Source organism: Serratia sp. FGI94 (assembly GCF_000330865.1).
Taxonomy (GTDB): Bacteria; Pseudomonadota; Gammaproteobacteria; order Enterobacterales; family Enterobacteriaceae; genus Serratia_B; species Serratia_B rubidaea.
The window spans coordinates 1420747-1445762 of record NC_020064.1 but is presented as its reverse complement, the minus strand read 5'-3'; the positions used below and the strand labels follow the sequence as shown (position 1 = coordinate 1445762).

Below are 25016 nucleotides of genomic sequence, written 5' to 3'. Positions count from 1 at the left end.
CTGCTATGATGAACGTGATGCCGACATAAAATCCGTCAGGGCATGAATTGCCGCTAAACGATTTTTTTCCAATACCAGCATGTGTGTCGCTTCACCAATTTCCACCCAGCGTTTTTCTGGTGAACCCGTTGCCAGCAGGAACCACGCCTGCATCAAATCAATGGGGACATCAATATCCCATTCGCCGTGCATCAGAATGACGGGAACCCGTATATCCTCCGGCCGGTAGTAAGGCTTATCGGCCGTCCAATATTCCCGGATATCCTGAATTGGGCCATTGCTTGATTTAAACGAGGTATCCGCACGTAATTCGGCGTCCGGTTCCGCGGCCAGGGTATGCACGACCCACGCGTCAAAAGCGCCTTCAGGGATCAGGCCGTCACGTTTGTCGGCAGGCGCTGCGCTAAGCCAGTGCCGATGCGCCGCATGCATATTAACGATGCGCCAGGCGCCCAACGCTTCCCCGCTATCAATGGGCACCGGCTTATTGCTGAGCCACTGCGGCGCGAGCAGGCCAAGACGGCGCACTTTTTCATTATTTTTCGCCGTATAGGTTGCAGCAATGGTGCCTCCCCAGGACATGCCAAAAATATTAAGCCGTTTCAGTTGCCTGGTGCGCAACAGAAAGTCCGCCGCATAGGTGAAATCACGCAGCGCCGTCTCGGTACGCCCCAGCGGCAAACCCGGCTGTGCCGGCTCTGCCATCGCCTGCGGACGGGTTGAGCCGCCATAGCCCCGCACATCGACGGCGTACACATCGAATCCGGCGTCAGCCAGATGATCCATAAAGGACTTTCCCGCAACCGGCGTATCATAAAGACTGCCGGACGAATATGTTGCGCCGTGCACCATTAATAAGGTGTTTGACTCATCATAGCGCCGGTTTTTATCCGGACATTTTCTGATAACGTTCAGCGCGATACCGGCAGTATCAGAAGGGATCAAAAAGCGTTCGCTGAAAATTTCCTGCTTAGACATGATTGCGCCTCACCTTATAACGATAACCACTGTAATTGGCCTTCGGCATTCGTTTCGATCCTGCCCGCTGAAGCGCCGGGGAAATGGGTCGTGAAGACGGTTGCCCGCGTCGCGACGGCGAACTCCAGCGCCTTGCGGCGCGAATGCAGGGACTGTTCGGGAAATTCACAAAACACCGAATTCCACTGCGGGAGCGCTATTTGTAGCGGATGATGCATAACGTCGCCCCAGAAAAAGGCCGTTTCTCCTTCCGAGGTAAAACTCAGCGACAGGTGATCGTAACTATGTCCCGGTGTTGAATGGAGCTGAAAACCTGCCAGTGGAAAATCGTCATCGCCGTTTATCAGCGTCCCCATGCCGGCGGCAACAATCGGGGCTACGCTGTCTTCATGGACGAACTCGCTCGGCTGACGTACGTTGTCAGGATCGGCGTAATAAACAAACTCTTTCTGCGAAAAGATATAGCGGGCGTTCGGAAAGGTAGGCACCCAGCGTCCCCCGCTCTGCACCGTATTCCAACCAACGTGATCGACGTGCAGATGGGTATTGAAGACATAATCCACCTGCTCCGGCTCGACGCCGGCTTCACGCAGCCGGGCGAGATACGGCACGTCCAACTGGTGGAACAGCGGGTTGCGCGGCCGCGATTTCCCGTTGCCGGACGCCGTATCAATCAGCAGGGTAAGGCCGTCGACCTGCAGCAACCAGCTGTGGGTGCTTTGGGCCAGAGAAGAAAACTCGCCGGAAAAACAGTATGCAGGCAATGCTTTGGCCGCATCTTGCGCGATATCATCCTGCCATTGCGGATAGAGAAACGATCCCGCTACGTTTTCCAACGCCAGCTCCGGGATTTTGCTTATCCGCGCGCGGCCGATTTTGTGCGTCGTAATAGCAGACATAACTTTACTCACCTTAGTGTTCAACCTATAACAGGCTTTATACTTGCCGGTTTATCCCCGCCGAACAAGACGGGCGAAAGGGATGGATGGTTGCTGATTTTGCAACGATAGTCTGAGGTACACAGATTGGATAGGCTTACAATGATGCGCTCTTTCGTCCGGGTGGTGGATTCCGGCTCTTTTGTCAGTGCCGCCCGGCTGCTCAATATACCGAAATCGACCGTCACCCGGCATATCCAGGCGCTGGAACATGAGCTGGGCGCAAAGCTGCTGAACCGGACTTCACGTACGCTAAACCTGACCGAACAGGGGCAGATTTACTATCAGGGGACGTTACGGCTGCTGGAAAACCTCGACATTCTGGATAGCAACGTTCAGATGTCCGCCATGCAGCCGCGGGGAAAAGTCCGCGTAGAGGTACCGAATGCCCTGGCCTATTGTCTGGTGATACCGGCGTTGCCCGATTTTCTGGCGCGTTATCCCGATATCCAGCTTGAGCTTAGCGTCGGCAACCGGACGGTCAATCTGATCGAACAGAATATTGACTGCGTTATACGGATTGGAGAGTTGTATAACGACGCCCTGATTGCCCGCTCTTTAGGGGAATTGGCGCGGGTGACCTGCGCCAGCCGCAGCTACCTTGAACGCAGCGGACAGCCGGCGCATCCCGCCGATCTGGCGCAGGGGCATACGCTGATACAGATTGTTTCCCCCCGCACCGGCCAGAGGGTGGTGAATGAACTGTATCGCGACAGGCAGGTGGAAAGAATAAACGCGCAGTGGCAGTTTGCCGTTAATGATTCAATGGCCGCACGTACGGCCGCGCTTAACGGTTTGGGTGTAGTGACGACATACCGCTTTCTGGTTGAGGAATACCTGTCAAACGGCCAAATGGTCGAACTGTTTGCTGACTGGAACATCCAGCGCATACCGGTGCATATCGCCTGGCCGGAAAATCGCCAGCTGCCCTCCAAAGTCCGCATTTTTATTGACTGGGCCAGAAGCCTGTTCAACCAGGGGGAATGAGTTCGCAGCGGGGATATGGCAGTAGCTGCCAGCAGGCGCGTTTATGCCGCGCATCGTATTTGCTCCCCTCCTCCGGTATGTGCCCGGCCGGCAGAGGCCTTTTCGCCGGGGCGAGCGCGCTGAACAACCAGCACCACCTTGCCCTGCAAACTGTCCGCCCCGTAACACTGAGGCAATAATCACCGCCATCACGGCCGGCGCGGACGTCGGGATGGCGTCGAGTTTTATGACCAAGCCCTGAGTGGAACGGGGAGAGCCGGCGCTTTAATCCGACGGTGCGTGCTTTTCTGAACCAGCTTTTCGAGGTACTTAGGGAACTGTGAGCGGTCAGCGCCGCAAATACCCGCCCGCTATCGGCAGAAACCAACCGAGGGGAGGCGGCTATGAGCTGTGAGTTCAATGGGTCGATGCAACGCTATCCTTAACCAAGGGGGATGTTGCCATGAAAGGAAGAGCTCGGATTAACTACACGCCAGAGCAGAAGGCAATGATCTGGGACAGATATAAGCAAGGTGATTCTCTACATGATATTGCGCTGCAAGACCTGGGGCGCATTAATGCCCAAATCCTGTGTGATCCTGAACGATATCGGGGGCAAACGCTGGAACTGGCCAGCCAGGCATTGACCGGTGAAGACTTGCAGCGTGCTTTCTCAGATGCCGCCAGTCATCCTATTCATTATCACCGCTTTCCTGACGAGCTGTTAGCGCAGAACACTTTTCTTCGCCAGCTCACGGCGTTGGTAGACAATGGCATTGTCGCAGGCTCGGCGGATATACCGGCGCTCGAACAGGAGTTCGGTATGATGATGACGCTGGAGCAATGGCTGGCCGGGCCCGCCAAGCAGAGCTTTAACGCGGCGCTTAACGCCCCACAGGCCAATCTCGTCCTGCGATAGGTCGATAGCCGGAGTTGCCCGCCTCCGGCTGCTTTCTCATGGTACTTCATAGTTTAATCCCGCAGGGGCGCTGACGTTAACTAGCGTATTAAAGATTGGCTTCTGGATAAAATATTAATTAAATTTAATATCAGTCGGTTACCGGAATTTTCCTGTTAATCCATGCCAGAACTGGTGTCAGCGCCTCGTCAGAATTCTTTTCATAAATTAGCCCGTGACCATTGCCAAAAACGCCATGGTCAGGTAAATGAAGTAGTTCAACTGAGGCCCCGGCAGCATTCAGAAAATCGGCTGTCGGAGGACTGGCGACTGCGAAATCAGAAGCTTCTGCCGTAACAATCAGAATCGGCTTTTCTGCCAGTGAAGGTAAACGGAAACTGCCCGGCTCTGCCTGCTGTAAGTCGCTGGCATGTTCAAAAGGTGGTTCAAATTTTAATGGCGCCGCTGCAGGTCCCCAGCTCATCATTCCAATGTTCGGGATCTGGGCAAAGGGTGGACCCATAGGTTCAACAGCCACGATCATTTTTACCCGATCCGGACAACGATCTGCTGTCAGCCAGCCATCCGGGCCGGAAGCGGAGTGCGTGACCAGAATAGCAGGTCCGATACGCTCCAGAAGTGCTGCCATCCGGTCTGCATCCATGGTCTGAGACAATGCTAAATCAGCAGGCAGGGGGCCATAGCCTGCAATAAATTCATCCATCGAATCAGCATCGTCCTCAGCGAAAGGCCACTGAGTATGCCGCTCATCTGTACCGGGGAAATAAATCTGCTGCCCCCCCTCATATGAGAAAGCAGGCCCCATCTCGCCTGTCGTTTCCACATGGAACGGTGAGCGCCCATGACCAGGTCTGTCAATCACCAGTACCGCGAAGCCATCTTCAACAAATCGCTGCGCCCAGCCGGGTCTTCCATCTGGAGTATCAAACCATTCAGTGCCCTGGAAGCCGCCTCCATGCATGAGCACTACCGGATAAGGGCGCGTAATCTCTTTTGGGGCTTCCCATTCGACGTACATCGGCCCTCGCTGAAAGGTCAGCCCGTTTTGCTCAATGCGCTCGCCTGGGATCCAGAAGTGCCCCCGACGAACCGAGCGTACCGGTGCATTAACCCACGGAGTAAATTGAGTTTTTTGCTGCATAAAGTGTTCCTTGTTTTATAGCGGAATGCCGCGTAAACGGACTGGGCTGATATCAGTAAAATGAGCGACATCATCCATGACTTCCGTCGCCTCTGATGAGGAAAAGGCAGTATGAATAGCGGCTTCGTCGCGGAATATGCACTCACAGATAACCAGCGTGCCGGTTTGCAGGATTTCCGGATAGAAAACTGAAATACTCATTAGGCCATACTGAGCAAAGGATTTTTTCACCAGCGGCAGATGACGGTTTGCGTAGTAGTCACGATCAAAATAAGAGTTCAGGTTGCCCTGATAGGTCACATATAGAGTTACCGAGTCCATCGTTCTCACCTGTTGAGCCTGTAAATTACGTTTGTTGAAAATCAAACATATATGTATCGATCGGTATAATATTGATGGTGTTTATTTTTGTCAATTAGATATGTATCGGTTAGTATATAATTAAAGATTGATTATGAATAAGGTAAGGTAATGAAAGCGGCGGGAAGGCCAAGAACTTTTGACAGAGATGATGCCGTTGAAAAAGCCATGTATCTGTTCTGGCAATACGGTTATGAGTCGACATCACTCGCCGTGCTAAAGGCAGGAATAAGCAACGGGATTTCCTCGCCAAGCTTCTATGCAGCCTTCGGTTCGAAAGAAAAACTGTACCGGGAATGTATACAGCGCTACCTCTCAACCTTTGGGCAGGTTACTCAACCTCTCTGGAACAACGCTCTCCCCGCACGGGAAGCGCTGGAAGCTACGCTGCGTCAATCGGCACGAATGCAGTGCGAGCCTGGGCATCCTTCAGGTTGCATGATAGGTTTGGGTGCAATGAGTGCAACATCTGCTGAAAATGCAGCTGCCGCTGAACCTCTTACCCGTTCACGTAAGCGCACCCGTGAAGGCATCTTCGCAACGGTTCAGCGTGCAGTTAACACGGGTGAGCTCAGGCGAGATGTTGATATCGACGCGCTGGCAGCGACTTTCAGCACATTTCTATTCGGCTTGTCCATTCAGGCGCGGGATGGTGCAACGTCAGAGCAGCTAAATGGCGCAGTCTCGTTGATCATGCACTTGTGGGACCAGAATTCGGCTTGAACTCTGCGTCGTTAACAGCAGCGCTTCATCCTGGTCATTAAAGTAGTTATCTATTTAATAAAACTGACGAGCAAAGGGTTAAGTTGTTGCGGACACTCTTCTGGTAGCCTGTGCCACAATCAGGCATGACATGTTCTCCAACTTGTGTTGCATCGCATTTCATCTGGTCCGCCTGATACTGATCCATACCGCCATGCCCACCGCCGCCAATTGCCATTACCGGCATAGTAAGTTTAGTTTCTGACAGCTTTTTGTGTTGTCCCATGGATATAGCTAGTCGCGACTCATCAATTTCTGATAACCGCTGGGCGTGATCCCAACTAAGCGACTAAAGATGCGCCTCATTACATCGGGCCCGGAAAAACCACACTCAGCGGCAAGCGTCTTCGCTGGCAATTTTTGTTTTTCGATAAGCAACTTTGCTTTTGATACGCGTTCGCGTTCCAGCCATTGTGCCGGTGCAAAGCCGGTTTCCTGCCTGAATATCCTCGTAAGGTGCCTCTGGCTGAAGCCGATGTGTTCTGCCATCATGGCAACCGAAGTCACCTCTTTGATATTCGCAATAGCCCATCTCTGCAGATCCTGAAGAGCACTGCGACCATCAAGCGAAAGCACGCTGCCTCTCATAAAGTGGGACTGGTTAACCGGCCGGCGGAAAAACATGACCAGTTGGTCCGCGACTTCTTTCGCCACACCCTTGCCAAGATCTTCCTCTACCAGACGCAGCGCCATATCGAGGCCAGAGGTTACGCCTGCTGCCGTCCTGATTCGGCCATCGGCAACATACAATGCATCTGCCTCTACTATGACTTCAGGATGCTCTATCGAAAGCGCATCCGCGCAGGCCCAGTGCGTGGTCACTCTCTTCCCATTGAGCCTTCCAGTAAGCGCCAGAAGCAATGCACCCGTACACACTGAACCAAAACGTTTGCTTGACTCACACAGCGCGTTGATTTCGGCCAGTACGCGCGCGTCCGGCTGGTAACGAGCAATTTCCGGCGCTCCGGCAACAAGGAACGTTTCAGCCAATAATCCGTCACAATCGGACAGTGTTGTATCTGCCAACAGTTTAATCCCGGACGAGGACTGAATAATAAGGCCAGTGACGGAAATGACGTGAAGCATGTAAAAGTTGCGTTTGAGTATCCGATTGGCCTCAGCAAAGACATCCATTGGTCCGCAGACATCAAGCATCTGAACACCCGGCACCGCGAGGATAGAGATGTTATGGCTCATTTTACCTTCCCGAAGTCCTGAATCATCTTTATGTCCCAAATAGTCTTTAAGTCTCACTTCAGGACATGAATATTAGGGCTTACTCTACAGTTCTACAACAGAGAAGAGGAATTTCCTATGAGTCGCACAAATGAAGATATCAGCATTCCAGACACCAAAATGGCCCGTGAAGCCACCGAGTTCATTCGTGACACCGAATCCGATCTGCTTTTTAACCATTCAAGCCGTGTGTACCACTGGGCAGCCCTCGCAGGGCAGAAAAGAGGAATTAAAGCCGATGCTGAACTTCTGTACATCGGATGTATGTTCCATGACATTGGCCTTACTCATGAATATTGCAGCTGCGATAAACGTTTTGAAGTAGATGGGGCAAATGAAGCTCGTAAGTTCCTGGAAGGTTACGGTATCGAGGCGCTGGACATTGATAAAGTCTGGACCGCTATTGCCCTGCATACCACGCCGGGTATTCCGGAGTTCATGGCACCTGAAATAGCTCTGCTCACGGCAGGCGTTGAAATGGACGTGCTGGGAATTGATTATCAAAAATTCTCACAGGAAGAAATCAGCGCAGTGACCCAGCAATACCCGCGTACGCCTGACTTTAAGGAAGACATCATTCAGGCCTTTTATGACGGAATCAAACACAAGCCACAAACTACATTTGGTAACGTGAAAGCAGATGTACTGGCAAACAAAGACGCCCAGTTCAAACCTATGAACTTCTGCAGCATTATCCGTCAGTCACGCTGGCAGGGCTGAAGCCAACCTTTTGATAGGCACCTGACGCCCCGAATCAGGTGTTTTTTTATATGGATAGGAGTTAGATGCTGGATTTAATAATGGTTCAATGTTGAAAACGCCCGCTTCCGGCACGAAGCGCACCGCCTGAAGCTCAGCGAGGTTTGCCATGAGCGACAAGCGGCCATTATGGCTCAAAAGTGCTTTCTGATGGTCCCACAGCCCTGGCATCACGCTCTTCGTTATGTGCTCATAACAACCATGATATCTTGCTTACCCGTCAATAAAAACGAACACAAGTAGACATAACTTTGCATGATCTATCACGCAATGCTACTTTGATTTACGTAACGCGTAAGCGCTCAGATTTATTCGTTCAGCACGACTATTGATGACCAGGCAGTCAGGAGGAAGCATGATAAAGCTGATTATTACGGATCTTGATGGCACATTTTTAAACAGCCAGGGGGACTATGACCGCGATTTATTTGCCAAAACGTGGGCGAATATGTTGTCTCACGGGGTATATTTTGCTGCATGTACTGGCAAACAATGCGAACGAGTGGAAGAGCTTTTCGGGGAATTCAGTAAAGACATCTGGATAGTGGGTGACAGCGCCACACGCATCAAACATAAGGGTAACTTTGCCTTTCAGTCCCTGATTGATAATGCTACAGGCCGGGCAATCATTAACACACTCGAGGAAGTGAGTTCCACACATGTCATCATTGCCTGTACTCCGGAAGGCGCGATTGTGCGTTCTGATGTTCCACAGCATCTTAAGGATAAAGTCAGACGCTCCTATGCCCGCATGATAGAAACCGTGGACTTTGACACGGTAGACAGTGATTTTGTCAAAATCACTGTTTTTGATGAGGAAGGAAACTGTCCGCAGACTCGCCCACATCTAAATCCGTTTGAGGATGATGTGTACATCGTGGTTTCTGAAGCATCATGGATCGATATTGCCGGGTATGGAGTACACAAGGGGAGCACCGTCCAAAAACTTCAGGAAATCCTGAATGTCAGCCCGGAAGAAACAATGGCCTTCGGTGACGGCTACAACGATTTGGAACTCCTGGCCCAGGCAGATTATAGCTTTGCCATGCGAAACGCCTTTGAAGAGGTGAAGCACGCAGCGCGTTTTGTCACCGGAACCAATGATGACAATGCGGTGATGGAAACCATCAACCGCCTGCTTGCTCTACAATCCTGACGGGAATGAGAGGGAAGGCTTAACACCCTCCTCGGCCTTCCCGCACATGGGGTGCATATCAGCCTGCGATTTCCAGCCGTATATTTGTAGGCGCAAGAGAACTTGTATCCGTCAGGCTGCTTGCCACGACGACATCAATATCCTCACATGAAGCGACTTTATACCGTGCGACCTGGGGCATTTTATCTGCAATGACGGCGGCGATAACCTCATTGCTCTGACGCATCACTTCTTTTTTGAAGCAGGCGTCCTCATAGTAAACCGCCGTCAATCCTGCCTGTAGGTCTAATCCGCAGACGCCGATAAACATCTGGTCAAACAACATCTCCCTGACGTTATTCAGAGGCTCCGATCCCAGAATGCTTCCGGTCTGTGGATTAAGCTTTCCGCCAAGCATAATCACTTCCCCCTGCTGGCGTCCACTGAGGGCTGCTGCTATTTGTGGGGAATTTGTCACAATGGTGAGATCGTAGTTCTGAGGAATGAAGCTCACCATAGCAAGATACGTAGAGCCTCCATCTATAAAGATACAGGTTCCGGTTTTGATAAGTTCCGCGCAACGTCTTGCCACGCCAGATTTTTCTTCGATGCTGTGCATGACTCGCGTTTCAAAGCTTGCAGACTGTTTGAACTGGCTGACAGCTCCCCCGTAGACCTTTTTACACATCCCTTTGCGGACCATCGCCTGCAGATCCCTGCGTATCGTGTGTTCAGAGACGCCTAGCTGACGGGCAATATCAGCACCTATAACCCGACCGGTCTGCTGTAGCATCTGGTAAATCACTTCCTGTCTCTGTTCAGGTAAGGCGTCATAATCAATCATTCTGAACTCTCAAAATTAACCAAATATTGCACAAGTATACACAATGGAGCATAGCCAGTTTAAGATCATAAGGTACGCATTGATTTCAGCTCACCATGTTCGTTATCCACTATTTTCAACGCGCCAATTCCTGCAAGTTATTCCCCTTCCCATGCTGACCAAACGATCACTGCCGTGTCATGTCGTTTTTCAATATCCAAAGAGGTGCTCATCGCCAGCTCATCCGCCGCCAGACGAACGGAGCGGTGGCGATAAATGGCGTCAAAAACCGGCAGCAGGTTTAAATCAAGGCGCCGCAGCGCCGGATGCATAATATTCATCATTGGGTGATTTCATTGCACTTAATTCTTCGGACGATACCCCTTATGCTGAACGCCATCAATCTCAACATCACGCAGAAATAACAGGGAAAACCCATGAGCATCACCATTCGTCAGGCCCGCCCGGAAGATGCGGCGGCAATTTACGCGATGATCTATGAGCTGGCAGTGTATGAAAAAGCGCCGGAGGAAGTGGTTACCACGCCGGATGAAATCCGGGAAACGCTCTTTGGCGCAGGCAGTAACACCGAAGCGTTGATCGGCGAGATAGCAGGCAACATCGTCGGCTATGCCGTATTCTTCACCAGCTATTCCACATGGCTCGGACGTAACGGGATTTATATGGAAGATTTGTACGTTTCCCCGGCCTATCGCGGCCGGGGCGCGGGCCGAGCGTTGCTGAAACATATCGCGCAATGCGCCGTGCAACGCCGGTGCGGCCGCCTGGAATGGAGCGTGCTGGACTGGAACCAGCCCGCCATTGATTTTTACCAGAGCATCGGCGCACTGCCGCAGTCCGAATGGGTGCGCTACCGCCTGGATGGTGACGCGCTGCTGAAATTTGCCGAATAGCCGCGCGATAAGCAGATCCCGCCGGAGCGGGATCTGTGCATTCCGTCAGTACTCTTTTAGCCCCGGCTCCACGAGCTAAACGCCGTCAGGGCGCTGCCCGCGGCGTTTTTTGCATCACCAGCAGTTAGCCCGATGATCGATATGCCCGGCGATCATCAGCGTTAACCAGCGTCACGCGCTACGCCAACCAACCCGGACATTTCCCCCCCAGCCTCACCCCGGCCCTTCGCTGCCCGCCGCCAGCAGCGGCACCAGCACATCGCTGATGGGCGTAGCTATCCCCTGCCGGCGGCCATAGCGCTGAATCACGCCGTTGCGGATATCCCACTCCAGCGGGCGGTTGGCCTGCCGGTCGGCGAGTATCGAGGTGCCCAAATCCGCCGGGGCGCGGTGAAAGCGTTCGACAATCTCCTGCGGAACGTTATCGCTCAGCTGCGCGCCGTTGGCGCGCGCTACGCCCAGGCACTCACGCAGATAGGCCAGCGCCAGTTCCGTGATATCCTCGCGCGTAAACATCCCGGCGCGGCGATTCGCCAGCACCATCAGGCCCGCCACCGCGTTCTGCAGCAGCTTGCGCCAGGCGACGGAGGCAAAGTCGGCCGACAGCTCAACCGCGCAGCGCGTGCCGCTGAGCGCATCCGCCACCCGTTTTGCCTGCGGCACATCCGGCAGCGTCAGGCGCGGCGTGTCGCGCAGCCATACGGAGGCATCCGGCTCGCGCTGCGCCGGGAACCACACCACCGAAGGCAGCACCCTGGCGCCGTTGACGTAGGGCGCCAGCAGCGCCTCTTGCTCGACGCCGTTCTGCAGCGCGCAGACCACGCTGTTTTCGTCGCACAGCGCGGCCAGCCAGCGGGCGCTGTCGGCAATCTGGGTGGTTTTCACCGCCACAAACAGTAGGTCGAACGGGCGTTGGATCGCCGCCGGATTGTTCAGCACCGGCCCGGGCACCACGGTTTCTCCGTCGTCGTGACGCAAAATCAGCTGCGGATGGGCAGTACGCCCGCACAGGACCGGCGTGTGGCCGGCGTCGTGCAGTACCGCGGCAATGGTGGTGCCGATGGCGCCCGGCCCGAGCAGGGCAAGCGTAGGATGGTCAGACATCTGGCGTTCTCCTGTTTTGATTAACCGATCAACAGCGTGCCGGCAGCAATAAGGGCGCACGCCAATACTTTTTGCAGCGTTAACGCTTCGCCGAGGAACAGAGCGCCCAGCACGGCGGCAAACAGCACGCTGGTTTCACGCAGCGCTGAAACCGCCCCCATCGGCGCCGACGTCATGGCATAGATGATGATGCCGTAAGCGAGCAGTGAAACCAGGCCGCCGGCCGCCGCATGGAGCATACCGGGCCGACGGCGCAGTAAACTCCTGCCGTCGCGCAGCGCGATATACAGTAGCGGCATCAGCACGCCCCATAATGCGCTCATCCACACGGTATAGGCGAGCGCGTTGCCGGATACCCGCACGCCCATGCCATCCACCACGCTGTACGCGGCGATAAAAACCCCGGTTGCCAGCGCATAGCGCAGGCCCGGCATCGCCGGCTTGCCCCGCCTCACCGCCAGCAGCAAAATCCCCGCGCACACCAGCGCAATACCGCCAAGGGTGCCCGCGTCGATGCTCTCTCCGGCGAAGAGCGCCGCCCCACAGGTCACCATCAGCGGCGAAGAGCCGCGCGCAATCGGGTAGGTTTGCCCGAGTTCCCCGTGCTGATAACTGCGCACCAGACACAGGTTATAGCCGACGTGCAGCAGCGCCGACAGCAGCGCGTAGCGCCAGCTGGCGACCGCGGGCGGCGGCAGAAACAGCGCAATGACGATGCAGGTCACGGCGATCGTCAGGCACATGATGGTCATCGACCACAGCCGGTCAGCGCCGCCGCGTAATAAGGTGTTCCAGCCGGCATGCAGCAGCGCGGCGAACAGCGTGAGAAAAATAATGTGTCCAGGCATACGGCGATACTAAGCAGCAGCGGCCCGGATGAACAGTGAAGTGTCGTCATCGCAGCATGAGCAAATACTCATGACTTAACGGTAGTTATGCTGCGCCTGCCGTGATTCCGCCAGCAGCCAGTGACGGAACGCGATAATGTGCGGCTGCGTTTCGATACCTTGCGGGCAGACGAAGTAATAGGCTGCCGGCGAAGGAAAAGGTACGTCAAACAGCCGCACCAGGCTGCCGTCGCCGATCTCTTTTTCAACGTGCCCACTGCGCGCCAGCGCAATCCCCTGCCCCAGCAGCGCGGCTTCAATCGTCATATTGGTATCGGCGAAGCGCACGCTTTCGTGCAGCACATCGGTATTGACGCCGGTCAGCTTAAACCAGACGTCCCACTTCGGCACCAGATCGGCGCCGTCGCGCGTCAGCAGCGGATAGCGCAGCAGTTCAGCCGGTTCCGCCGGAGTGCCAAAGCGCCGCAACAGGGCCGGGCTGGCAACCGGGAACAGCTGTTCGCGGAACATAAACTCGGTGTGCAGCGCGGGATAGTTGCCGTGGCCGAATCGGATCGCCACATCGGAATCGGTGCTGGCGAAGTTAATCGCCTCGTCCGTGCTTTCCAGGGTGACCAGAATCTCCGGATGTAAGCGCGCCAGCTCCGGCAGGCGCGGCAGCAGCCACTTCAGCGCGAACGAATAGGTGGTGTTAACGCGCAGGCGCACCCGGCCTTTTTGCTCACGCAGGTCGGCCAGCGTGGTTTCCAACTTGCCGAAGAACTCGCGCACCAGAGGAGCAAGCGCGGCGCCGGCGGGCGTCAGACGCAGGGTCTTGCCGCGCTCAAACAGCTGCAGCCCCCAGATTTCTTCCAGATTCTTCAACTGATGGCTGACCGCGCTTTGCGTAATAAACAGCTCAGCCGCGGCGGAGGTAAAGGTGGTGTGACGGGTGGCGACTTCAAAAGTGCGCAGCGTGGCCGTCGGGGGAAGATCGCGCATCATGCCGTTCCTGTGAATGAGCTAATACTCATAACACCATAGGCCGGACGCCCGGAAAAAGATACGGCGCGCAAGAGAAGTAAAACCGCCCGGCAGCGCCTGTAGCAGCCAAGATGCCCTGCCGTCCCGTTTTGCGATATATTGGGGACATTATTTCTTGCTGACAGGTGACACAGGCAATGGCTTTTATCCCCAAAAACTACGCGCGGCTGGAAAGCGGCTACCGTGAAAAAGCACTAAAAATTTATCCGTGGGTGTGCGGACGCTGCTCGCGGGAATTTGTCTATTCAAACCTGCGTGAACTCACGGTTCACCATATCGATCACGACCACACCAATAACCCGGAAGACGGCAGCAACTGGGAACTGCTGTGCCTGTACTGCCATGACCACGAACACTCGAAGTACACGGAAGCCGACCAGTACGGCACCACCGTGGTGGCGGGGGAAGACGCGCAGAAAGATGTCGGCGCGGCCACCTACAACCCGTTTGCCGAACTTCAGGCGATGATGAACAAGAAGAAATAGACGCAGGCTCACGGCGCCGCCGGCGCGGGATCCGCCAGCAACGCATCGGCGATATCCAGCATGGCCCGCAGGCGATCCATATGCCGGAGATCGTAGTGATACCCCACCCAGATATCTTTGGACGGCGGCGGCTCCGACGTGCCGATGCGCTGCAATCCGTCGATGGCGTCACCAAGCGGCTGCGGCAATACGGCAATCCCCATTCCCCGCCGGCACATCTGCGCCTGAACGGCCCGGCTGGTGCTGGTGAAGACTCGCCGTGACTGCGGGAACCTGTCGAGCAGCCAGGCGACGTCAGAAAAATGGGACTGTGCCGTATTCATCAAAATCAGCCCCACAGCTGCCGGATCGTGCTGTGCGATATGCGCGGTTTCCGGCGTGCCATACAGCGCATAGGGCATGCTCATCAGGCGGCGCTGAACAATATCCGGTTCGCTAAAGGGCACGATGCGAAACGCCACGTCGGCATCACGGCGCGACAGGTTGAGCAAGCGGTAGCTGGCGATGACTTCCGGCACTATCGCCGGATGGCGGCGCGTCAGCTCACCCAGAACGGGCGCCAGCACATAGTTGGCAAACCACTCCGCGGAAGATATCCGCAATAGCCCCTCGAGACGTTCGTGATTGCCGGCCAGACGCCGCTCCATCGCCAGCGCGGAATTTTCCATCGCTTCCGCCAGCTTCAGCACGGCGTCGCCGGCGTCCGTCAGCACCAGCCCGTCCCTTGTCCGGCGAAACAGCGCCTGCTGCGCCTCATCCTCCAGCGCTTTTATCCGGCGCCCCACCGTCGGATGGCTCACGCCAAGGCTGCGAGCCGCCTCCCCGAAAGAACCGTTACGAATTACTGCAAGAAATACCCGGACGTCGCCCCACTCCATGCCGTCGCCTCACCGTTCAAAAATGAAAATCAAATATACAAAAGTGTCAGTTCCCAAACAACTTTGTTGGTATCACCATAGCCTCCTCAACTCAACCGGCCCATGCGGCCGTATCAGGAAGCGGAAGACATGAACAAATTAACAGACAGAGTCGCCATCATCACCGGCGGATCCAAGGGCATCGGCGCAGGCATTGCCCGCCGGCTGGCGGCTGACGGCGCGAAGGTCATCGTCAATTACGCCTCAGACAAAAGCGGTGCCGATAAGGTAGTTGCCGATATCGAAGCCGCCGGCGGCCAGGCGATGGCGGTAGCGGCGGATGTCACCAACCAGACGCAGGTCGAGGCGTTGATCGGCGCGGCCATCGAACATTTCGGCCGGCTGGACATCGTGGTCAACAACGCCGGTATCTATCAGTTCGCCAAGATTGAAGAAAGCACCGAAGCGCTCTACCGCCGGCAGTTCGACATCAATGTTCTTGGTCCGCTACTGGTGGCCGGCGCTGCCGCGCCGCACCTCGGCAAAGGCGGCAGCATCATCAATATCAGTTCGTTCGTTACCCGCGTCTTTATCGCCGAGAGCGCCATCTACAGCGGCGCCAAAGGCGCGATTGACGCCATCACCGGCGTGCTCGCGCGCGAACTCGGCCCCCGGGGAATCCGCGTTAACGCGGTCAACCCCGGCCTGATCGAAACGGAAGGCAGCCACAGCGCTGGGGCGATGAACTCGGCATTCCAGACGTGGAATGAAAGCCAGACGCCGCTCGGCCGTATCGGCCAGGTGCAGGATGTCGCCCCGATCGTCGCCTTTCTCGCCTCGGATGACGCCGGCTGGGTCACGGGCGAGGTGATTCTGGCCTCCGGCGGCATGCGCTGACGCCCACCCCATTCTCGCAGCGCGCCGAACCGACAAACTGCGCATTTTACCAGCCTCACAGTCCCTTCGCGGGGACTGCACCGTTCCATAGGGAGTGCTCCATGTCGGCACCTAGCATCACGCAAGCCGAACCGCGCCGCTGGGCAATGTTCGTCATTTTACTGGTCGGGGCATTTTTGCCGCCGCTCGATTTTTTTATCGTCAATGTGGCGCTGCCCGCCATTCAGGGGGAGCTGGGCACCTCTTCATCCGCTGAACAGCTGGTCATTTCATCCTATGCCGCCGTGTATGCGGTAACGTTAATTACCGGCGGCCGCCTGGGCGATATTTATGGCCGCGGCAAGATGTTCTTCCTCGGGCTTATCGGTTTTGCCGCCGCCTCGCTGCTGTGCGGCCTGGCCTGGTCTCCGTGGGTGCTGATTATCGGACGCATGCTACAGGGCGCCACGGCCGCCATTATGGCACCTCAGGCGCTGGCATCCGTGCAGGCCATTTTCCCCGAAGCGGAGAAGCCACTGGCGCTGAGCCTCTATGGCGCGGTGTTTGGCCTGGCCTCGGTGATCGGCCAGGTATTGGGCGGCATCCTGATTTCCGTGGATCTGTTCCACCTGGGCTGGCGGGCCATTTTCCTCGTCAACCTGCCGGTGGCGCTGCTGGTCATCCTGTTTGGCCTGCCGTTGCTAAAAGAGACGCGGGCACAGGCTGCACAGCAGCTGGACCCCGGCGGCATGCTGCTGGCAACGGCAACGCTGAGCGCGCTGATTGTGCCGTTGATTGAAGGCCGTGAGGCAGGCTGGCCCTGGTGGACCTGGCTGTTATTCCTGGCGGTTCCGCTGCTGGCCTCGCTGCTATGGCGTTATGAGCTGCGCCTTCGCCGGCAAGGCGGCTCGCCACTGCTGGATCCGATCGTATTACGCGCGCCGGGGCTGGGCCAGGGGCTGGCTATCGTTCTGCTGTTTTATGCCATCGCCGCGTTCTTTCTTTTGTTCTCGGTGTATCTGCAAGGCGCGCTGCAGATCAACGCCCTGACCGCGGGCCTGCTTTTTCTGCCCTTTGGCGTCGGATATCTGATCGGGCCGCTGCTGACGCCCTACCTGCGGCGCTTTGCCGGCAATTACCTGAGCGCCATCGGCATGGGATGCGAGACCGCGGGGTTAGCGGGCATGGCATGGCTGGTCACTGCGACGCTGACGGGCAGCCCTCCCGCCCTGCTGCCGCTCGCAGTGCTGCTTTTTGTCACTGGCCTTGGTCAGGGGCTAGCAATGCCGACGCTGGTGCGCATGGTGACCGGCCGCGTTGCGCCCGAGTTTTCAGGCATGATTGCCGGCGTGACCAGCTCGGCGTTACAAATCAGCACAGCGCTGAGCGTCGCGGTGATCGGCGGCATTTTTTACAGCACGCTGGGCGACGGCGACAGCGCAGCCGCTATCACGCATGCCTTTGTCGTCGCGCTGCTGGCGATGGCGCTGTGCCTCGCCACGGGCGCCGGGCTGAGTATCCGGCTTATCCGCCGCTCCGCCGGTTTGTCCTCCGCCCCGGCCAACCTTTCCCTCAAGTAATGCAATCCCCGTCAGCCGGCTGGCGCATTGCCGCAGAATTCGCCAGCCGGCTGAGAATCCGCTATTATCCGCAGCCACCCTTCTTGCTGGCCGCCTGATGTCTACGATTGTCGATACCTTTATTGCTCCGCCGTGTCACGCGCAGATAGACATCCTCTATCAGGACGAACACCTGGCGATCATCAATAAACCCGCCGGGCTGCTCAGCCTCTCCGGCAAAAATCCGCGCAATCTCGATTCGGTGCATCACCGGCTGGTACAGCTGTTCCCCGGCTGCACGCTGGTTCACCGTCTGGATTTCGGCACTTCCGGGCTGATGGTGATTGCCCGCAACAAGGCGATCAATGCCGCCCTCTGCCGACAGTTCAGCCAGCGCACGGTAACCAAGGTGTACGGCGCGCTGCTGTGCGGACATTTGCAGGATAATGAAGGGGTGATAGACGCGGCGATTGCCAAAGACCCGGCGCTGTTTCCGCTGATGTCGATTTGCGCCACCCACGGTAAACCCGCCAGATCGCGCTATCGGGTCATCGAACGTTTTGCGCAGCGGTTGGAGGATGGGCGGTCACTGCCGTTGACACGGGTGCAGCTGACCCCGGAGAGCGGGCGTACTCATCAGTTACGCATTCACTGCCAGCTGCTGGGCCACCCGATTCTCGGCTGTGACCTGTATGGCGGCCTGCGGCCGCCGGGCGCCGAACAAACCCCGCGACTGATGCTGCATGCCAGCGAACTGCGCTTTGTTCATCCCGTCAGCGAAGAAGCGTTCAACATCCGGCATGATTGTCCGTTCTGACGATGGCGATGGCGGCATGAAAAGCCCGTCAGGACTCTTCATACGCCGCAGCGGCAAACCTTGTTTACCACATCAGATCGTCAGGCACTTTAAAGTCAGCATACGGATCGTCTTCGTCCTGCTCTTCCTCACTCAGCGCGCTGTTTAACACAATGCTGTTTGCGTCGCGCTGGGCAATTTTATCGGCGACGCTGGCGGGGATAATGGCGTATTCGCTCTCGCCGTTGCTATCAACAGCCAGACGGGCGATGGCAAGACGGCCGCTGATCAGCTGGGTTTGCGTGGTCTTATCCACATACACTTTCTTAATCAGGTTGCCATCGGTGAAGTTAAAGCCGATATCGCCCTTTGCCGGCACGATGCGGTTCATCTCAATCAGCTGCTTCACCTGCGCCTTGTACTCTTTGGCTAACGCCGCCTGCTTTTGCTGCTCGCTGAGCTGCTTATCGCGCTCCAGCTGCGCTTTTTTATTCTCTTCCACCGCCTCTCTGGCCTCACGCGCCTGAACCCGTGATTTTTTCGCCGTACGCTGGACTTTGGCCGCCTTTTTGCTGGTCACCAGCCCTGCCTTCAGCAGCTGCTCTTGTAAGGTGAGTTTTGCCATCTTCGTTTCTGAACCCGTTGAGAAATTTGTGGGGATTATAGCGGCATTGGTGGAGGGGGGGCTAGGGTTGTGTGGGTTGTGTGGCTTGTGTGGCTTGTGTGGCTTGTGTGGCTTGTGTGGCTTGTGTGGCTTGTGTGGCTTGTGTGGCTTGAACATCTGTAGCTTCACCCTAGAGGGCCCAAGCCGAAGTTGGTATAAGTGAACTAAAGAGCAAGTACAACAAATAAGAGCAATATATCCATTTCTGAAAAAAACAATCCATGATAGAGCTATGGGCTGTTACTAATGGGAGTTATACATTGCAGTTTTAAGTAATGCCCATGACAATGACGAAAAAGACGCCAGTCATATTTATATGAGTTCCAGCCTGATGGACTGAACTTCTACCACATAAAGTGCTGCATGAAAAACGTACTAGCATATCAAATAAATGAAATGTGTATCCGCAAAGTGATTTTTCCACATTTATAAAGTATAATATATTGATGTTTATCTTAACTAAAAGAACACTAGAAAACTAGGCGTGATAAATGATAACTCTAGAAAATGCGATTGAACTAGCTAAGCCTTGGGCCATCAAATTATTTGAAGAAAGAATACTTCCTTTTATTGTTAATAAAGGAAGTGATATTTATAAAAAAGAGAAGGATGTACTCAAGCTCAAGGATAATATGTCTGACTATTTGGCAAAAACCAGAGCTCAGTGCTCTATAATAAATTCATTAGCATTCCCTAACATTTTGAAAAAAGTAAATGACATCTACGTCCCCTTAACTCTATCAACATTAGACTCAAGAGAAGAACACGAGTATACTGTCCGCAGAGGTGATTCTTTCCTTACTCCATTCAAAAATATTTTAATAATAGATAATGCAGGAATGGGAAAATCAACGTTAATAAAAAAAATAGTCATTGATTCCATTGATTATTCAGAATACATCCCTATTTATATAGAACTAAGAACACTAACAAACACCCCTATAACGGAACAGATAAATAAGCTTATAGGGTTTAACAACCTTAATGATAGTAGCGCGTTAAAAAGAATACCTTTTATATATTTTTTTGATGGCATTGATGAGATACCCTTCGACATTAAGAATGATTTAATAAAAAAAATAAAAACCTTTAGTGATGACATGGAACATTCAAAAATAATCATCACATCTAGACCAGATCAATCCCTTCTAGAGCTACACTCATTTAACAGATTTAAAATAAAACCATTGGACATAGAACAATCATACAACCTGATTCGTTTATATGACGCCAACTCGTCTAAAATAGGGGGAAGTCTTGTTCTTTCAAGTAAGTTAATTTCTGAAATAAAAATTATGCGAGAAAAAAATAACACGACAATTCTCGAATTCTTAACAACCCCGTTATATGTTTCACTTTTGTTTTGTTCATATAAATACAAACCAACAATACCAAGAAGAAAAGATCTATTCTATAGCCAAGTTTTTGAAGCTCTTTTTGAAACTCATGATCTTAGTAAAGAAACAGGTTATGTTAGAAGAAAAGCCTCAGGATTAGACATAACAGATTTCAGCATTATATTACGCCGGTTAGCATTTTGGTGTTTAAAAAACAATGGAAGATTAGAATTTAGTAGAGCTGAACTTGAAAATGTTCTAAAGGATATTACTGATAAACTGAAGGGAGTCAGTGTAAAACCAATACTATTTATAAATGATTTAATATATTCAGTACCATTATTCATAAAAGAAGGAGCACTTTATAGATGGTCCCACAAATCACTCATGGAGTATTTTTGTGCAGAGTTCATATGTATTGAAGTCAAAGACAAAAGAGATAAATTATTATTAAAGCTATATGAGAGCAATAGTGTAGTAAAATTTAAAAACATAATTGAACTCTGCTCTGACATTGATTATGCCTCTTTTAGGAAATCAATCCTTCATAAATGCCTCATCGATTACTTCGAACATTTTAAAAAGATAAGAAAAATTAGTTCACTAAATAAATGTGACAAAGAAATATGGGCGAGTATCAGTTTTTTCTCTAACTTAAACTTACTTTTAACTCCATACAGTAATGCAAACCTTGGAGATCTTGATATTTTTGATGATAATTACTCACTCCATAACTCCTTCGAAAACAACTTTATAGGATTTCGTGATTTCATCACCCATATCACTTACCCTATATCTTTAAAAAGCACAGTATTTGAAATACTCAGGCTAAAAAACCCTGAGTATTTTTTCAAAGAGAGAGACTATTTCAATAGATTATCAACCGAGTCACTTAAAATACCTGACAATTTAATAATATCGTCTAGAGATGGTGATATTGAAGGATGCTGCAATGATATAATACCTGATATAATCAGTATATTATTACAATTCAGGCACACATTAATGATTCCAGTAATATATGAATCATCCGCAAACTCCACGTTAAACGAAATTATTTTAGACACATCTAATGGCGTAGATGACTTATTGTATGGTTTTGACTGAAATCTATTAAAACAAAAACCAGGATTAATTACATGATGACAATTTTAGCATGTTTTAATCCTGGATTTAATCACCAAACACCCCACTACCATTAAATTCCAATTACATACATACTAGACTGGCCCCATAGATCACCAGACACTTCGCCGCTCTTAAAATAAGAGGTAGTCTTAGACCTATGTTTAACACCAGTCAAAATAATAAGATGGTTGAAGTGTTATCAGGACCTGAGCGGCGTCGACGCCGTACACCGCAGGAAAAAATAGCTATTATTCAGCAGACAATGGTGATCCTACCCACGTAATGTGGACACGGCCCTAAGCGAGGTTTTGGTTTTCAAACTGTTCCGGGCTAAGACCGCCACAGGCACTGTGACGACGCCAGCGATTGTAATCGCACTCGATATAATTAAACACTGCCGTTCGCATTATTTCCCGGCTGGCAAAGTCCTCCCCGTGGATACATTCCACCTTCAGTGAGTGAAAGAAGCTTTCTGCACAGGCATTGTCGTAACAACAGCCCTTAGCGCTCATACTGCCCTGCAGATTATGCCGTTTCAGTAAGCTCTGGTAATCCGTTGAACAGTACTGACCACCTCGGTCTGTGTGCACGATGACATTTTCCGGGCGTTTACGCCGCCATAACGCCATCTGCAGTGCATCGCAGGCAAGCTGTGCCGTCATCCGTGACGACATCGACCAGCCAATGACTGACCGCGACCACAGGTCAATCACCACCGCCAGATACAGCCAGCCTTCACCGGTGCGCAGATACGTGATGTCACCCACCCACTTCTGATTCGGGCCGCTGGCGTAAAAGTCCTACTTCAACAGATTCTCGGATATTGGCAGACCATGTGTAAGTATCCCGCATAATCGAACCATTCACATTTAGAGATCTTCCGGCATACTCATTCTGCCAACGAAGGAGATCGTTATGCGTAAAGCCCGTTTTACTGAGCATCAGATCATCGCTGTGATTAAGTCGGTTGAAGCCGGACGAACTGTTAAGGATGTCTGCCGCGAGGTCGGTATCTCTGAAGCGACCTACTACAATTGGAAATCTAAATACGGTGGTATGGAAGCCTCTGATATTAAAAAGATAAAGGATCTTGAAGACGAAAACAGGCGTCTCAAGCAAATGTTTGCTGACATCAGCCTTGAGAACCGGGCATTGAAAGACGTTATCGAAAAAAAGCTTTGAAACCAGCCTTTAAGCGTGAGCTGGTCACTCATCTGATAACGGCGTTCGGACTCAGTATCCGTCAGGCCTGTCGGAGCCTGAACCTGAGCAGAACGGTTTATCATTATCGTCCGAATACTACGCGTGACGAACCTGTTATTTCCGCATTGCAGGCTGCCGCTGAACGGTATCCACGATATGGTTTTCCAAAATTGTTTCAGGTGCTGCGGAGGCAAGGATACCCGTGGAATCATAAAAGGATCCACCGTATTTACTGTCTGCTGAAGCTAAATTTTCGTCGCAAAGGCAAGCAGCGTCTACCGGTACGTAATCCATCGCCGCTTGCTACGCCTGAAGCGTTAAACCAGAGCTGGTCTGTTGGCTTCATGCATGATGCCCTGATTTGCGGTCGTCGTTTTCGTACGTTCAACGTCGTTGATGACTTTAATCGCGAGGCGTTGTCGATCGAAATAGACCTTAATTTACCAGCTCAACGAGTGGTTCGTGTCCTCGACAGGATCGCAGCAAACCGGGGATATCCCGTAATGCTTCGCATGGATAATGGTCCGGAATTCATCTCGCTGGCACTGGCTGAATGGGCAGAGAAACACACGGTAAAACTGGAATTTATCCAACCGGGTAAACCGACGCAGAACGCATTCATTGAACGCTTTAACCGGACATATCGCACAGAAATACTCGATTTTTATCTGTTTAGAACACTGAATGAAGTGCGTGAAATCACGGAGCGATGGTTGTCAGAATATAACTGTGAACGCCCGCATGAATCACTGAACAACCTGACGCCGGAGGAATACCGCCAACAGTGTTACTTGGCCGGGATCTCAAAAAGTGTGTGGAACTAAAGCGGGTCTATTTACACATGCTCACGGTAACTGAGCGGGCTGAACCGGCGCGAGGCTTTCGCCCGCAGCCCCTGACGACGTAGACTGGCGGCGATAGTCTTGATGTTGTACTCCGGCAGTTCATCAGCAAGACGAGGCGCTCCATAACGCTGTTTTGCCTTGGCAAAGGTCTGTCGAACCGCATCATCGCAGACAAGTCGGAACTGTTGACGTCGGTTTATCTGGTGACGGCGCTGACGCCAGGCATACCAGCCACTGCGGGCGACTTGCAGTACCCGACACATGGCTTTGATACTGAACTCAGCCTGATGCTTTTCGATAAAGACATACTTCATTTCAGGCGCTTGGCGAAGTATGTCGCGGCCTTTTGGAGAATGGCCAGCTCCTCGTCCCGTTCAGCCAGTTGGCGTTTGAGGCGGGCATTCTCAGCGGCGAGTTCGCTCTCACGTTCAGAGGACGTTGCCTGTTGCTGCCGCTTGCTACGCCAGGTGTAAATTTGCGACTCATAAAGGCTGAGTTCGCGGGCGGCTGCGGCCACACCAATGCGTTCAGCTAGTTTCAGGGCTTCGTCGCGGAATTCAGGTGTATGTTGCTTGCGTGGCTTTTTGGTGGTTGATGCTGGTTTTGTCATGTGAGTCACCTCTTGCTTGAGAGTTTACTCACTTAGTCGCGTGTCCACTATTGCTGGGTAAGATCATCATACTCAAATCTCCTGCAATGTGGGAGATTTGAGTATGGTTGTCCCTTATGAGCGAGGAGCAGAAATTAAATCTGCAATACAAAATTTATCGCCCGATGAAAAAACACGCTCCTCAAATAGTTTACAACCCAACTGATACTTACTGTTAATTAGGAGAAAAACCCCAAGAATTCTCTTGGGGTTTTTATTATCTCAAGTGGAATTTATGTTAAAAGTATAATCATAACATAGCGCGCTTTTATTTAGCTGCGCATTTTATGAGATTCAAAATTGAGGGAATATAAAGTTTCTCTTCAACAACTTTAGTTTTTTTAAAATGTTCAGAATGAAACTCCAAATGTTTTTTTAACGTTTTCTCCCAAGATTCATCTTTAAAATTACCTTCAACCTCAACTATTTTCTCGAAGCAGAATATCATTCTGGCCACGTACCAAACATATTGGTCATACATAGGGTCTCGCTCATGCCTACCATCTGCGGTGTAACCCTTAGAGAAATGCGGGTTTTCCATAGCTAATTGTAAATATGCTTGATAAGCCGTGTCTGCAATAGTTTTTTTGGCAATTTCTTTGCTCTCACTGATGGTTGCTTTGGCAACTAAAATCGCCCAAATAGCCACTCCAGCACTTACCAACGGAGAAGCTATAGTAGCTAACTTAACTAATGTGTCCATATGTACTC

The 25016-nt window shown here is 52.6% G+C and carries 25 protein-coding genes and 4 pseudogenes; 12 read left to right on the top strand and 17 right to left on the bottom strand.

Translation table 11 applies throughout. The features are described 5' to 3' along the window. Positions 1 to 3: 3 nt before the first annotated feature. Together D781_RS06665 and D781_RS06660 are read right to left on the bottom strand one after the other, a co-directional pair. Positions 4 to 978: an alpha/beta fold hydrolase gene (locus D781_RS06665; protein WP_015671547.1), complete on the bottom strand. Its 975-nt coding sequence runs from the start codon at positions 976 to 978 to the stop codon at positions 4 to 6. A gap of 14 nt (positions 979 to 992) precedes the next feature. Next, positions 993 to 1889, bottom strand: coding sequence for an MBL fold metallo-hydrolase (locus D781_RS06660; protein WP_233494117.1), 897 nt, complete (start codon positions 1887 to 1889; stop codon positions 993 to 995). 129 nt (positions 1890 to 2018) lie between these two features. Between D781_RS06660 and D781_RS06655 the strand changes: the two genes are divergently transcribed. Together D781_RS06655 and D781_RS06650 are read left to right on the top strand one after the other, a co-directional pair. After that, the gene (locus tag D781_RS06655; protein ID WP_015671545.1) at positions 2019 to 2903 is read left to right on the top strand and encodes a LysR family transcriptional regulator; all 885 of its coding nucleotides are present in this window, start codon (positions 2019 to 2021) and stop codon (positions 2901 to 2903) included. A 442-nt stretch (positions 2904 to 3345) separates the two neighbouring features. After that, positions 3346 to 3801, top strand: coding sequence for an NmrA family NAD(P)-binding protein (locus tag D781_RS06650; protein WP_080062347.1), 456 nt, complete (start codon positions 3346 to 3348; stop codon positions 3799 to 3801). A 130-nt stretch (positions 3802 to 3931) separates the two neighbouring features. Here D781_RS06650 and D781_RS06645 read toward each other — a convergent pair whose 3' ends face one another. Continuing rightward, positions 3932 to 4942 (bottom strand): alpha/beta hydrolase, encoded by a 1011-nt coding sequence (locus D781_RS06645; RefSeq protein ID WP_015671544.1) that lies wholly within the window; start codon positions 4940 to 4942, stop codon positions 3932 to 3934. A 15-nt stretch (positions 4943 to 4957) separates the two neighbouring features. After that, positions 4958 to 5263 carry an EthD family reductase gene (locus D781_RS06640; protein ID WP_015671543.1) on the bottom strand — a complete coding sequence of 102 codons (306 nt, stop codon included), beginning with the start codon at positions 5261 to 5263 and terminating at the stop codon, positions 4958 to 4960. 150 nt (positions 5264 to 5413) lie between these two features. Between D781_RS06640 and D781_RS06635 the strand changes: the two genes are divergently transcribed. Next, positions 5414 to 6025 carry a TetR/AcrR family transcriptional regulator gene (locus tag D781_RS06635; RefSeq protein ID WP_015671542.1) on the top strand — a complete coding sequence of 204 codons (612 nt, stop codon included), beginning with the start codon at positions 5414 to 5416 and terminating at the stop codon, positions 6023 to 6025. Positions 6026 to 6298: 273 nt separating this feature from the next. On the opposite strand, the gene D781_RS06630 is transcribed toward D781_RS06635, so the two are convergent. Continuing rightward, a complete protein-coding gene (locus tag D781_RS06630; protein ID WP_015671541.1) occupies positions 6299 to 7261 on the bottom strand; it encodes a DJ-1/PfpI family protein in 963 nt (320 codons plus the stop codon). Positions 7262 to 7378: 117 nt separating this feature from the next. On the opposite strand from D781_RS06630, the gene D781_RS06625 reads away from it, so the two are divergent. Continuing rightward, positions 7379 to 8020: an HD domain-containing protein gene (locus D781_RS06625; protein ID WP_015671540.1), complete on the top strand. Its 642-nt coding sequence runs from the start codon at positions 7379 to 7381 to the stop codon at positions 8018 to 8020. Here D781_RS06625 and D781_RS23585 read toward each other — a convergent pair. Beyond that, positions 8003 to 8230, bottom strand: a complete 228-nt coding sequence (locus tag D781_RS23585; RefSeq protein WP_124014434.1) for a hypothetical protein — start codon at positions 8228 to 8230, stop codon at positions 8003 to 8005. The genes D781_RS06625 and D781_RS23585 overlap by 18 nt on opposite strands. A gap of 184 nt (positions 8231 to 8414) precedes the next feature. Here D781_RS23585 and D781_RS06620 point away from each other — a divergent pair, with 184 nt between their 5' ends. Next, positions 8415 to 9215, top strand: a complete 801-nt coding sequence (locus tag D781_RS06620; protein ID WP_015671539.1) for a Cof-type HAD-IIB family hydrolase — start codon at positions 8415 to 8417, stop codon at positions 9213 to 9215. A gap of 58 nt (positions 9216 to 9273) precedes the next feature. Here D781_RS06620 and D781_RS06615 read toward each other — a convergent pair whose 3' ends face one another. The 3 genes and pseudogenes from D781_RS06615 to D781_RS23945 form a co-directional block, all read right to left on the bottom strand. Then, positions 9274 to 10038, bottom strand: a complete 765-nt coding sequence (locus D781_RS06615; protein ID WP_015671538.1) for a DeoR/GlpR family DNA-binding transcription regulator — start codon at positions 10036 to 10038, stop codon at positions 9274 to 9276. A gap of 71 nt (positions 10039 to 10109) precedes the next feature. Next, positions 10110 to 10250 (bottom strand): annotated as a pseudogene (locus D781_RS22590) (GNAT family N-acetyltransferase); the annotation flags it as partial. Further along, a pseudogene (locus D781_RS23945) lies at positions 10239 to 10361 on the bottom strand (LysR family transcriptional regulator); the annotation flags it as partial. The pseudogenes D781_RS23945 and D781_RS22590, both read right to left, overlap by 12 nt. A gap of 93 nt (positions 10362 to 10454) precedes the next feature. On the opposite strand from D781_RS23945, the gene D781_RS06605 reads away from it, so the two are divergent. Next, positions 10455 to 10931 carry a GNAT family N-acetyltransferase gene (locus D781_RS06605; RefSeq protein ID WP_015671537.1) on the top strand — a complete coding sequence of 159 codons (477 nt, stop codon included), beginning with the start codon at positions 10455 to 10457 and terminating at the stop codon, positions 10929 to 10931. A 213-nt stretch (positions 10932 to 11144) separates the two neighbouring features. Here the strand turns inward: D781_RS06605 and D781_RS06600 are convergent, their stop codons facing one another. The 3 genes from D781_RS06600 to gcvA all read right to left on the bottom strand — a co-directional run bounded on the left by D781_RS06600 (position 11145) and on the right by gcvA (position 13864). After that, positions 11145 to 12035, bottom strand: coding sequence for an oxidoreductase (locus tag D781_RS06600; RefSeq protein ID WP_015671536.1), 891 nt, complete (start codon positions 12033 to 12035; stop codon positions 11145 to 11147). Positions 12036 to 12055: 20 nt separating this feature from the next. Continuing rightward, positions 12056 to 12883, bottom strand: a complete 828-nt coding sequence (locus D781_RS06595) for a DMT family transporter (RefSeq protein ID WP_015671535.1) — start codon at positions 12881 to 12883, stop codon at positions 12056 to 12058. Between the two features lie 75 nt (positions 12884 to 12958). Further along, complete coding sequence (gcvA, locus tag D781_RS06590) at positions 12959 to 13864, bottom strand: transcriptional regulator GcvA (protein ID WP_041412027.1); 906 nt, start codon at positions 13862 to 13864, stop codon at positions 12959 to 12961. A 179-nt stretch (positions 13865 to 14043) separates the two neighbouring features. Here gcvA and yajD point away from each other — a divergent pair, with 179 nt between their 5' ends. Further along, positions 14044 to 14391, top strand: a complete 348-nt coding sequence (yajD, locus tag D781_RS06585; protein WP_015671533.1) for an HNH nuclease YajD — start codon at positions 14044 to 14046, stop codon at positions 14389 to 14391. Between the two features lie 8 nt (positions 14392 to 14399). Here the strand turns inward: yajD and D781_RS06580 are convergent, their stop codons facing one another. Beyond that, a complete protein-coding gene (locus D781_RS06580) occupies positions 14400 to 15269 on the bottom strand; it encodes a LysR family transcriptional regulator (RefSeq protein WP_015671532.1) in 870 nt (289 codons plus the stop codon). Between the two features lie 129 nt (positions 15270 to 15398). Here D781_RS06580 and D781_RS06575 point away from each other — a divergent pair, with 129 nt between their 5' ends. The 3 genes from D781_RS06575 (at position 15399) to D781_RS06565 (ending at position 18500) form a co-directional block, all read left to right on the top strand. Further along, a complete protein-coding gene (locus D781_RS06575; protein ID WP_015671531.1) occupies positions 15399 to 16145 on the top strand; it encodes a glucose 1-dehydrogenase in 747 nt (248 codons plus the stop codon). Between the two features lie 101 nt (positions 16146 to 16246). After that, positions 16247 to 17704, top strand: a complete 1458-nt coding sequence (locus tag D781_RS06570) for an MFS transporter (protein ID WP_015671530.1) — start codon at positions 16247 to 16249, stop codon at positions 17702 to 17704. A gap of 97 nt (positions 17705 to 17801) precedes the next feature. After that, positions 17802 to 18500 carry an RluA family pseudouridine synthase gene (locus D781_RS06565; RefSeq protein WP_015671529.1) on the top strand — a complete coding sequence of 233 codons (699 nt, stop codon included), beginning with the start codon at positions 17802 to 17804 and terminating at the stop codon, positions 18498 to 18500. Between the two features lie 64 nt (positions 18501 to 18564). On the opposite strand, the gene D781_RS06560 is transcribed toward D781_RS06565, so the two are convergent. Continuing rightward, on the bottom strand, positions 18565 to 19104 hold the full coding sequence (locus tag D781_RS06560) for a DUF2058 domain-containing protein (protein ID WP_041411741.1): 540 nt from the start codon (positions 19102 to 19104) through the stop codon (positions 18565 to 18567). A 530-nt stretch (positions 19105 to 19634) separates the two neighbouring features. Here D781_RS06560 and D781_RS06555 point away from each other — a divergent pair. After that, positions 19635 to 21587 (top strand): ATP-binding protein, encoded by a 1953-nt coding sequence (locus D781_RS06555; protein ID WP_015671527.1) that lies wholly within the window; start codon positions 19635 to 19637, stop codon positions 21585 to 21587. A 317-nt stretch (positions 21588 to 21904) separates the two neighbouring features. Here D781_RS06555 and D781_RS06550 read toward each other — a convergent pair. Further along, positions 21905 to 22444, bottom strand: a pseudogene (locus D781_RS06550) (IS3 family transposase); the annotation flags it as partial. Between the two features lie 79 nt (positions 22445 to 22523). On the opposite strand from D781_RS06550, the gene D781_RS22575 reads away from it, so the two are divergent. Continuing rightward, a protein-coding gene (locus tag D781_RS22575; protein WP_102024956.1) for an IS3 family transposase occupies positions 22524 to 23635 on the top strand; the annotation gives its coding sequence in 2 pieces (ribosomal slippage) (positions 22524 to 22785 and positions 22785 to 23635; 1113 coding nt in all). Between the two features lie 17 nt (positions 23636 to 23652). Here D781_RS22575 and D781_RS23190 read toward each other — a convergent pair. Beyond that, positions 23653 to 24266 (bottom strand): annotated as a pseudogene (locus D781_RS23190) (transposase); the annotation flags it as partial. A gap of 307 nt (positions 24267 to 24573) precedes the next feature. Continuing rightward, the gene (locus tag D781_RS06525) at positions 24574 to 25008 is read right to left on the bottom strand and encodes a hypothetical protein (RefSeq protein ID WP_015671523.1); all 435 of its coding nucleotides are present in this window, start codon (positions 25006 to 25008) and stop codon (positions 24574 to 24576) included. Positions 25009 to 25016: the final 8 nt, after the last annotated feature.

Excerpts from the sequence above, each read along its gene's own strand:
- D781_RS06625 (WP_015671540.1), top strand. The coding sequence starts at position 7,379 with ATGAGTCGCACAAATGAAGATATCAGCATTCCAGACACCAAAATGGCC.
- yajD (WP_015671533.1), top strand. The coding sequence starts at position 14,044 with ATGGCTTTTATCCCCAAAAACTACGCGCGGCTGGAAAGCGGCTACCGT.
- D781_RS23585 (WP_124014434.1), bottom strand. The coding sequence starts at position 8,230 with ATGCCAGGGCTGTGGGACCATCAGAAAGCACTTTTGAGCCATAATGGC.
- D781_RS06635 (WP_015671542.1), top strand. The coding sequence starts at position 5,414 with ATGAAAGCGGCGGGAAGGCCAAGAACTTTTGACAGAGATGATGCCGTT.
- D781_RS06605 (WP_015671537.1), top strand. The coding sequence starts at position 10,455 with ATGAGCATCACCATTCGTCAGGCCCGCCCGGAAGATGCGGCGGCAATT.
- D781_RS06570 (WP_015671530.1), top strand. The coding sequence starts at position 16,247 with ATGTCGGCACCTAGCATCACGCAAGCCGAACCGCGCCGCTGGGCAATG.
- D781_RS06655 (WP_015671545.1), top strand. The coding sequence starts at position 2,019 with ATGATGCGCTCTTTCGTCCGGGTGGTGGATTCCGGCTCTTTTGTCAGT.
- D781_RS06645 (WP_015671544.1), bottom strand. The coding sequence starts at position 4,942 with ATGCAGCAAAAAACTCAATTTACTCCGTGGGTTAATGCACCGGTACGC.
- gcvA (WP_041412027.1), bottom strand. The coding sequence starts at position 13,864 with ATGCGCGATCTTCCCCCGACGGCCACGCTGCGCACTTTTGAAGTCGCC.
- D781_RS06565 (WP_015671529.1), top strand. The coding sequence starts at position 17,802 with ATGTCTACGATTGTCGATACCTTTATTGCTCCGCCGTGTCACGCGCAG.
- D781_RS06630 (WP_015671541.1), bottom strand. The coding sequence starts at position 7,261 with ATGAGCCATAACATCTCTATCCTCGCGGTGCCGGGTGTTCAGATGCTT.
- D781_RS06650 (WP_080062347.1), top strand. The coding sequence starts at position 3,346 with ATGAAAGGAAGAGCTCGGATTAACTACACGCCAGAGCAGAAGGCAATG.
- D781_RS06525 (WP_015671523.1), bottom strand. The coding sequence starts at position 25,008 with ATGGACACATTAGTTAAGTTAGCTACTATAGCTTCTCCGTTGGTAAGT.
- D781_RS06600 (WP_015671536.1), bottom strand. The coding sequence starts at position 12,035 with ATGTCTGACCATCCTACGCTTGCCCTGCTCGGGCCGGGCGCCATCGGC.
- D781_RS06555 (WP_015671527.1), top strand. The coding sequence starts at position 19,635 with ATGATAACTCTAGAAAATGCGATTGAACTAGCTAAGCCTTGGGCCATC.
- D781_RS06665 (WP_015671547.1), bottom strand. The coding sequence starts at position 978 with ATGTCTAAGCAGGAAATTTTCAGCGAACGCTTTTTGATCCCTTCTGAT.
- D781_RS06575 (WP_015671531.1), top strand. The coding sequence starts at position 15,399 with ATGAACAAATTAACAGACAGAGTCGCCATCATCACCGGCGGATCCAAG.
- D781_RS06640 (WP_015671543.1), bottom strand. The coding sequence starts at position 5,263 with ATGGACTCGGTAACTCTATATGTGACCTATCAGGGCAACCTGAACTCT.
- D781_RS06560 (WP_041411741.1), bottom strand. The coding sequence starts at position 19,104 with ATGGCAAAACTCACCTTACAAGAGCAGCTGCTGAAGGCAGGGCTGGTG.
- D781_RS06615 (WP_015671538.1), bottom strand. The coding sequence starts at position 10,038 with ATGATTGATTATGACGCCTTACCTGAACAGAGACAGGAAGTGATTTAC.
- D781_RS06595 (WP_015671535.1), bottom strand. The coding sequence starts at position 12,883 with ATGCCTGGACACATTATTTTTCTCACGCTGTTCGCCGCGCTGCTGCAT.
- D781_RS06620 (WP_015671539.1), top strand. The coding sequence starts at position 8,415 with ATGATAAAGCTGATTATTACGGATCTTGATGGCACATTTTTAAACAGC.
- D781_RS06580 (WP_015671532.1), bottom strand. The coding sequence starts at position 15,269 with ATGGAGTGGGGCGACGTCCGGGTATTTCTTGCAGTAATTCGTAACGGT.